General features: G+C 73.7%; 6 protein-coding genes. 1 reads left to right on the forward strand and 5 read right to left on the reverse strand.

The annotated features are described in order from the left end of the window. On the forward strand, window positions 1-670 hold a 670-nt coding region (locus E9549_RS22200; RefSeq protein ID WP_236828769.1), incomplete at its 5' end, for a hypothetical protein. Between the two features lie 58 nt (window positions 671-728). On the opposite strand, the gene E9549_RS22205 is transcribed toward E9549_RS22200, so the two are convergent. The 5 genes from E9549_RS22205 to E9549_RS22225 all read right to left on the reverse strand — a co-directional run bounded on the left by E9549_RS22205 (window position 729) and on the right by E9549_RS22225 (window position 5,868). Next, window positions 729-1,088: a histidine triad nucleotide-binding protein gene (locus tag E9549_RS22205; RefSeq protein ID WP_236828770.1), complete on the reverse strand. Its 360-nt coding sequence runs from the start codon at window positions 1,086-1,088 to the stop codon at window positions 729-731. 74 nt (window positions 1,089-1,162) lie between these two features. Continuing rightward, a complete protein-coding gene (locus E9549_RS22210; RefSeq protein WP_236828771.1) occupies window positions 1,163-1,885 on the reverse strand; it encodes an ABC transporter ATP-binding protein in 723 nt (240 codons plus the stop codon). Further along, entirely contained in the window at window positions 1,882-3,687 is a 1,806-nt protein-coding gene (locus E9549_RS22215) for an ATP-binding cassette domain-containing protein (RefSeq protein ID WP_236828772.1), read from the reverse strand. The genes E9549_RS22210 and E9549_RS22215 overlap by 4 nt, the downstream gene beginning before the upstream one ends. Then, entirely contained in the window at window positions 3,687-4,562 is an 876-nt protein-coding gene (locus E9549_RS22220; RefSeq protein ID WP_236828773.1) for a branched-chain amino acid ABC transporter permease, read from the reverse strand. The genes E9549_RS22215 and E9549_RS22220 overlap by 1 nt, the downstream gene beginning before the upstream one ends. A 133-nt stretch (window positions 4,563-4,695) precedes the next feature. Then, a complete protein-coding gene (locus E9549_RS22225) occupies window positions 4,696-5,868 on the reverse strand; it encodes an ABC transporter substrate-binding protein (protein ID WP_236828774.1) in 1,173 nt (390 codons plus the stop codon). Window positions 5,869-6,170 lie beyond the last annotated feature (302 nt).

Below are 6,170 nucleotides of genomic sequence, written 5' to 3' on the forward strand. Positions count from 1 at the left end.
GTCCCCCACCGGGGCCGGTGCCGCCGCCAACCCCGCCCCGCGGGTGCTGACCCGACTGGCCGGCGCCGCCCTGCCCCTGGGGGCAGCCGCCTTCGCGGCGGGCATCCTGACCAGCCCGATCGCCACCGGCGACGACCGCGCGAGCTACCTGGAGTCGCTCGGCCGCGACCCGTCGCTCACGGAGCTCTCCGCCGTCCTCCTGCACTACGGCAACCTGCTGCTCGGGGTCGGTGTCCTGGTGCTGCCCCTGCTGGTGCGGGGGCGGCGCGGCTGGCTGCCCACGCTGGCCGGCGCGCTGCTGAGCGCCCTGGGCCTGCTGTCCACCTCGGGAGCCCTGTTCACCGACTGGTTCCACATGGAGCTGGCCCGGGCCCTGCCGATCGACCAGGCGGTCGCCATCTCGGAGCGGGTGCTGTCCGCCCCGCTCCAGCAGCTGTCGTTCGGCCTCGCCCCGCTGCTCGCGCTGGGGCTGCCCCTGGTCGTCCTCGGCCTGTGCCGGGCCGGGGTGCTCGGCTGGTGGTCGCTCGGGGCGGTGGTGGCCGGCACCATCCTGCTGCCGTTCTCCCCGGCCCAGGGCAACCTCGTCCCCGCCGCCGCCTTCGTGCTGGTGCAGCTGCCGCTCGCGGTGGCCGGCGTGCGGGCCCTCGCCCGCACCCGGTCGGCCGGCTGAGGTCCTCCCCCAGCTCACCCGGTTCCCGTCGGACGGCCGTCCGGCGGGAACCGGCGCGTCAGCCGGGCGGCCAGCGCAGGTCGCGGCCGCCCAGCACGTGCAGGTGGACGTGGTCCACCGACTGGCCCGCCTGCGGCCCGGTGTTGGTGACGACGCGGTAGCCCGGCTCGTTGCCGGCCCCGGTCACGAGGCCCTCGCCGGCCGCGACGGCGTGCGCCCCGGAGACCACCTCGCCGAGCAGCCCCGGGTCCGCCGTCGCCAGCGCGCCGACGTTGCGGTGGTGCTCCTTCGGGATCACCAGCACGTGCGTCGGCGCCTGGGGGTTGATGTCGCGGAAGGCGAGCACCCGGTCGGTCTCGTGGACGACGTCGGCGGGGATCTCACCGGCGACCATGCGGCAGAACAGGCAGTCGGTCACGCCCAGCACCCTAGGAGGACCCCCGTGCCCCCCACCACTCGCTCCGCTCGCGGCGGGACCCTGCACGGGGGCCGTCAGGTGCCGCTCTCGACCCCCAGGTAGGCCTGCACGATGCGCTCGTCGGCGAGCAGCTCGGCCGCCGGACCGGAGTGCACGACCTCACCGCTCTGCAGCACGTACCCGTGGTCGGCCGCACGGAGGGCCCGCCGGGCGTTCTGCTCCACCAGCACGACCGTGGTGCCGGAGGCGCGGATCTCCTCGATGACGCGGAAGACCTCGTCGACGATCTTGGGCGCGAGCCCCATCGACGGCTCGTCCATGAGCATGACCTTCGGCCCGGCGACCAGCGCGCGGGCGATGGCCAGCATCTGCTGCTCGCCACCCGAGAGCGCGCCCGCCGGCAGCGCCCGCCGCTCGCCCAGCACCGGGAACCGGTCGTACATGGCGTCGACGGACCGCGCCCCGTCGGCTCCCGAGTGCCACGTGCCGAGCTGGAGGTTCTCCTCGATCGTCAGCGTGGCGAGGATCTGCCGGCCCTCGGGCACCTGCACCAGCCCGCGGCCGACCAGCTTGTGGGCGGGGGTGCGGGTGATGTCCTGGCCCTCGAACGTGATCCGCCCGCCGGCCGGCCGCAGGATGCCGGAGACGGCGTTGATGACCGAGGACTTGCCCGCCCCGTTCGCGCCGACCAGCGCCACCAGGGAGCCCTCAGCGGCGCTGAAGGAGACACCCCGCACCGCCTCGACCCGTCCGTAGGTCACCCGCAGGTCCTCCACGGTGAGGATCGGGTCGCTCATGTCGCATCCCTCGTCGCGTCGGGGGTGTCCAGGGTGCCGGCGGCGCCGGGGCGCAGGTTCGCGACGGCGTCGGGTGGCGCGTCGCCGGTCCCGGCGGCGGTCGCGCCGGCGCGGGCCCCGGTGCCGTCCGCGTCCTCCTCCGCCGACCCGAGGTAGGCCTCGATGACGGCCGGGTCCGCCGCGACCTCGTCCGGCGCGCCGCTGGCGATGACCTCACCGAAGTTGAGGACGACGACCCGGGTGCAGGTCTGCAGCACCATGCCGACGTTGTGCTCGATGAACAGGATGGTGAGCCCGTCCCGCGCCAGCGAGCGGATGAGCTCGGACAGCCGCGCCGCCTCGACGTGGTTCATCCCGGCCGCCGGCTCGTCGAGGATCAGCAGCGACGGGTCCGAGGCCAGCGCACGGGCGATCTCGAGCCTGCGCTGGTCCCCGTAGGACAGCGATTCGGCCCGGTTGGCGGCGAGCTCGCTGAGCCCGACGCGTTCCAGGCAGCGAGCCGCCTGCCGCAGCGCGGCCTGCTCGTCCCGGCGCGCCGAGGGCAGCCAGAAGAGCCGCCGCAGGAACGTCGGACGGCTGACCAGGTGGGCGCCGACCAGGACGTTCTCCAGGGCGGACAGCCGGTTGAACAGCTTGGAGTGCTGGAACGTCCGGCTGACGCCGGCCGCCGCGATGCGGTGGACCGGGGTGCTCCCGACCGTCGTCCCGAGGACCGTGGCGCTGCCCGAGCTGGGCGGGACCAGCCCGCTGATCATGTTGACCAGCGTGGTCTTGCCGGCTCCGTTGGGACCGATCAGGCCGACGACCTCGCCGGCCCGGATCTCCAGGTCCACCCCTCGCACGGCGTGCACACCGCCGTACTCCTTGCCCAGCCCGGACAGGGTGACCACCGGCTCGCCGGCTTCCGGGTGGCGGCGGCCGGCGAGCCCGGTCGCGTCGTCGTCGGCGGCACCGGACGGCATGCGCGTGCGGCGCGGGATGAGGCTCGCCAGGCCCCCGGGCAGGAAGAGGATGACGACGAGCAGCAGCAGGCTGGCGAGGAACGGCCTGATCCAGCCGGCCTCCACCCCGACCGCCCGCTGGATCTCCGGGACGATCGTCTGGAACCCGCTGCCCAGCAGCGGCCCCAGGAACATCGTGGAGCCGCCGACCACCGCCGTGACCAGGCCCTCGACGGCAGCCACGAAGTCGAAGTCGTTCGGCGCGATCAGCCGCACGTAGTAGGCGTAGAGGACGCCGTACAGCCCGGCGACGGCGCCCGCGGTGATGAACGCCGCCAGCCGGTGGCGCCCCACGTCGATGCCCATGGACCGTGCGGCGAGCTCGTCCTCGCGGATGGCCTCGAGCGCGCGCCCGTACCGGGACCGTCCCATCCGCCAGAACCAGTAGGCGACCAGCGCGAGCGCCGTCCAGGCCATGCCGACGGTGAGGACCCGCGGCACGCCGAGCCCCTGCGCCCCGCCGGTCCACTCCTGGTTGAGCAGCACCACGCGCACCGCCTCGGCGAAGCCGAGGGTGGCGATGGCGAGGAAGACCCCGCGCAGGTGCATCGTCGGCAGGCCGAGGACGACGGCGCCGAGGGCACCGACGGACATGCCGATGGCCACGGCGACCAGCAGCGAGGGGACGTCGCCGACGTCGTCCGGGGCGGGTGCCAGGTAGGCCCCGGAGAACGCCGCCAGAGCGGCGAAGCCGGCCTGGCCGAGGCTGAGCTGCCCGGCGATCAGGACGGCGTAGAAGGAGTAGGCGAAGATCGCGCCCAGCGCGATGAAGGTCAGCGTGGTGGCGTACTGGCCCAGCATCAGACCTCCCGGACCTTCCGCGCGCCGAGCAGCCCCTGCGGGCGCAGCAGCAGGATCACGAACAGCAGGCCGAACGCGATGACGTTCACCCAGGACGAGCCGATGTGCTGCACGGCGAACACCTCGGCCAGGCCGAGCAGCAGCCCGCCGATGAGCGCGCCGGGCAGCGAGCCCATGCCGCCGACGATGATCACGGCCAGGCCCTTGAGCTCGATCGCGGCGCCCATGCCGAGCTGGGCGGTGTTCACGTTGATCGCGAAGAGCACACCGGCGACCGCGCCGAGCGCCGAGGAGATCGCGAAGGTGACCGCGGTGACCCGGTCGACGTTCACCCCGAGCACCCGCGCCGCCGTCGGGTTCTCCGCGACCGCGCGCATCCCGCGGCCGAGCCGGGTCCGGGTGACCATGTAGGTCAGGCCCACCATCAGGGCGAGGGAGACGGCGAGGATCACCACCTGCACCAGGGTCACCTGCGCGCCGAACACCTCGAACCGGGTGTCCGGGAACGAGCCGGGCGGGAAGCGGCGGGTGTCGGGGCCGTAGCGCCACTGCAGCAGCGCGATGAGCATGCCGGCCAGCGCGATCGAGGAGATCAGCCCGGCGAAGTGCGCGTCGGCCCGGTTCTTGAGCGGCCGGAACGCCACGCGCTCGATGACCAGCCCCAGGACGGCGCCGAAGACGAACACGACCGGCAGTGCGGCCCAGAGGGACAGCCCGCCGCGCTCGACCAGCTCGATGCCGACGAAGGCGGAGGCGGCGAAGACCGCGGGGTGGGCGAGGTTCAGCCGGTCGAGGATGCCGAACACCAGCGTGAAGCCGATGGCGAACAACGCGTAGATGGAGCCGATGAAGATGCCGTTGAGGAGCTGCTGCACAGCGTTGCCTGTTCTCGTCGTGGGTGCCGGGGCACGGTAGCCGACACGTGCCCGGGGCCCGGTCCGAGGACCGGGCCCCGGCGGAGTCCCGGCGTGGCGCCGGCCCGTCAGCCGGCCGGCGCCACGCGAGGGGTCACTGCAGGACGGCGAACCGGCCGTTCTCGACGACCTGGACGACGGCCGGGTGGTCGGCGTCCCGGTTCTCGTCGATGGAGAACTCGCCGAGGACGGTGGGCACGTCCTCGATCTGCCCCAGCGCCTCCTGGATGCTGTCCCGCTCGGCGGAGCAGTTGGCGCGCACGGCCTGGTCGACGAGCTTGAGCCCGGTGTAGGCCTGGGCGGCGAACTGGTCGGGCTGCGCGCCGTACTCGGCCTCGTAGGCCTGGAGGAACGCCTGGTTCTCCGGGTTGTCGGAGGCGGAGTTCCAGGCGGCGCCGACGACGACGCCCTCGGCCGCCTGCCCGGCGTCGGCCATCAGCCGCGGGTTGTTGAACCCGTTGCCGCCGATGATGGGCACGTCGATGCCGAGCTCGCGGGCCTGGGTCACCAGCGGCACCGCGGCCTCGATCAGCGCCGAGACCACGAGCGCGTCCGGGTCGTTCTCCTGCGCCTGGGTCAGCAGGGCGCGGAAGTCGGTGTCGGACTTGGAGAAGGTGATCGTCTCGCTGATCGTCACGCCCTGGTCCTCCAGCGCGCCGGCGAACGCCTCGTAGCCGGACTCGGTGAACGCGTCGTCGTTGCTGTACATGACCACGACGTCCTCGAGGCCGAACTGCTCGGTGGCGGCCTCGATCGTCTGCGGGATGACCGCCTGCTCGGTGAGGGAGTCGCGGAAGATGTAGTCGCCGATCTCGGTCACCCCCTCGGCCGTGTTGGAGATGCCCAGCACCGGCACGCCGGCCTCCTGGGCGATCGGGTCGGCCTGGACGGCGGCGTTGGACAGCGTGGGCCCGATGATCAGGCTCACGCCGTCGTTGACGAACTCGTCGAAGAGCGTGATCGCCTGCCGGGGGTCGGTCTGGTCGTCCTCGATCGTCAGGTCGTAGGTGACGCCGCCCTGCTCGGCCAGCTCCGAGGCGGCGAGCTCCAGGCCGCGCTGCTGCGACTCGCCGTAGCTGGCCGCGGCACCGGTCAGGCTGAGCACCGCGCCGAGGGGCACCTCGCCCTCGATGGTGCACGACTCCCCGCTGCCCTCGCCGGTGAGCCCGGCGGCGGACTCACCGCCGCCGGACTCGCCGGAGCCGCAGGACGCGAGGAGGAGGGCCGCGGCGCCGGCCGCGGCGACGGTGTGGAGCTTGGTGCGCATGTCTCTCCCTTGTCGAGAACGACGACCGGCCGACCGCGAGGAGGCGGCCGCGCGGCACTGGCGGACGGGCCCGTCCGGGGCACCGGGCGTCGTGGGCCGACCGGAGCCGGTCGGCTGGTTACGGGGGTCACAGTAGGCACCTCCCGGCGCACCTCCGGCAGGGGCTGGGCAAGCGTGCCCAGAACGTGACCGTCCGGAACTCGGCGAGCTGCGCGGCGGCGGCTCGGGAAGCCGGGACGATGACGCCGGGTGCAGGATGGGCCGTCCCCTCTCCCCCTCCCGGAGGTCCCCTGTGCCCGTAC

The organism is Blastococcus sp. MG754426 (genome assembly GCF_021699055.1).
Lineage (GTDB): Bacteria > Actinomycetota > Actinomycetes > Mycobacteriales > Geodermatophilaceae > Blastococcus.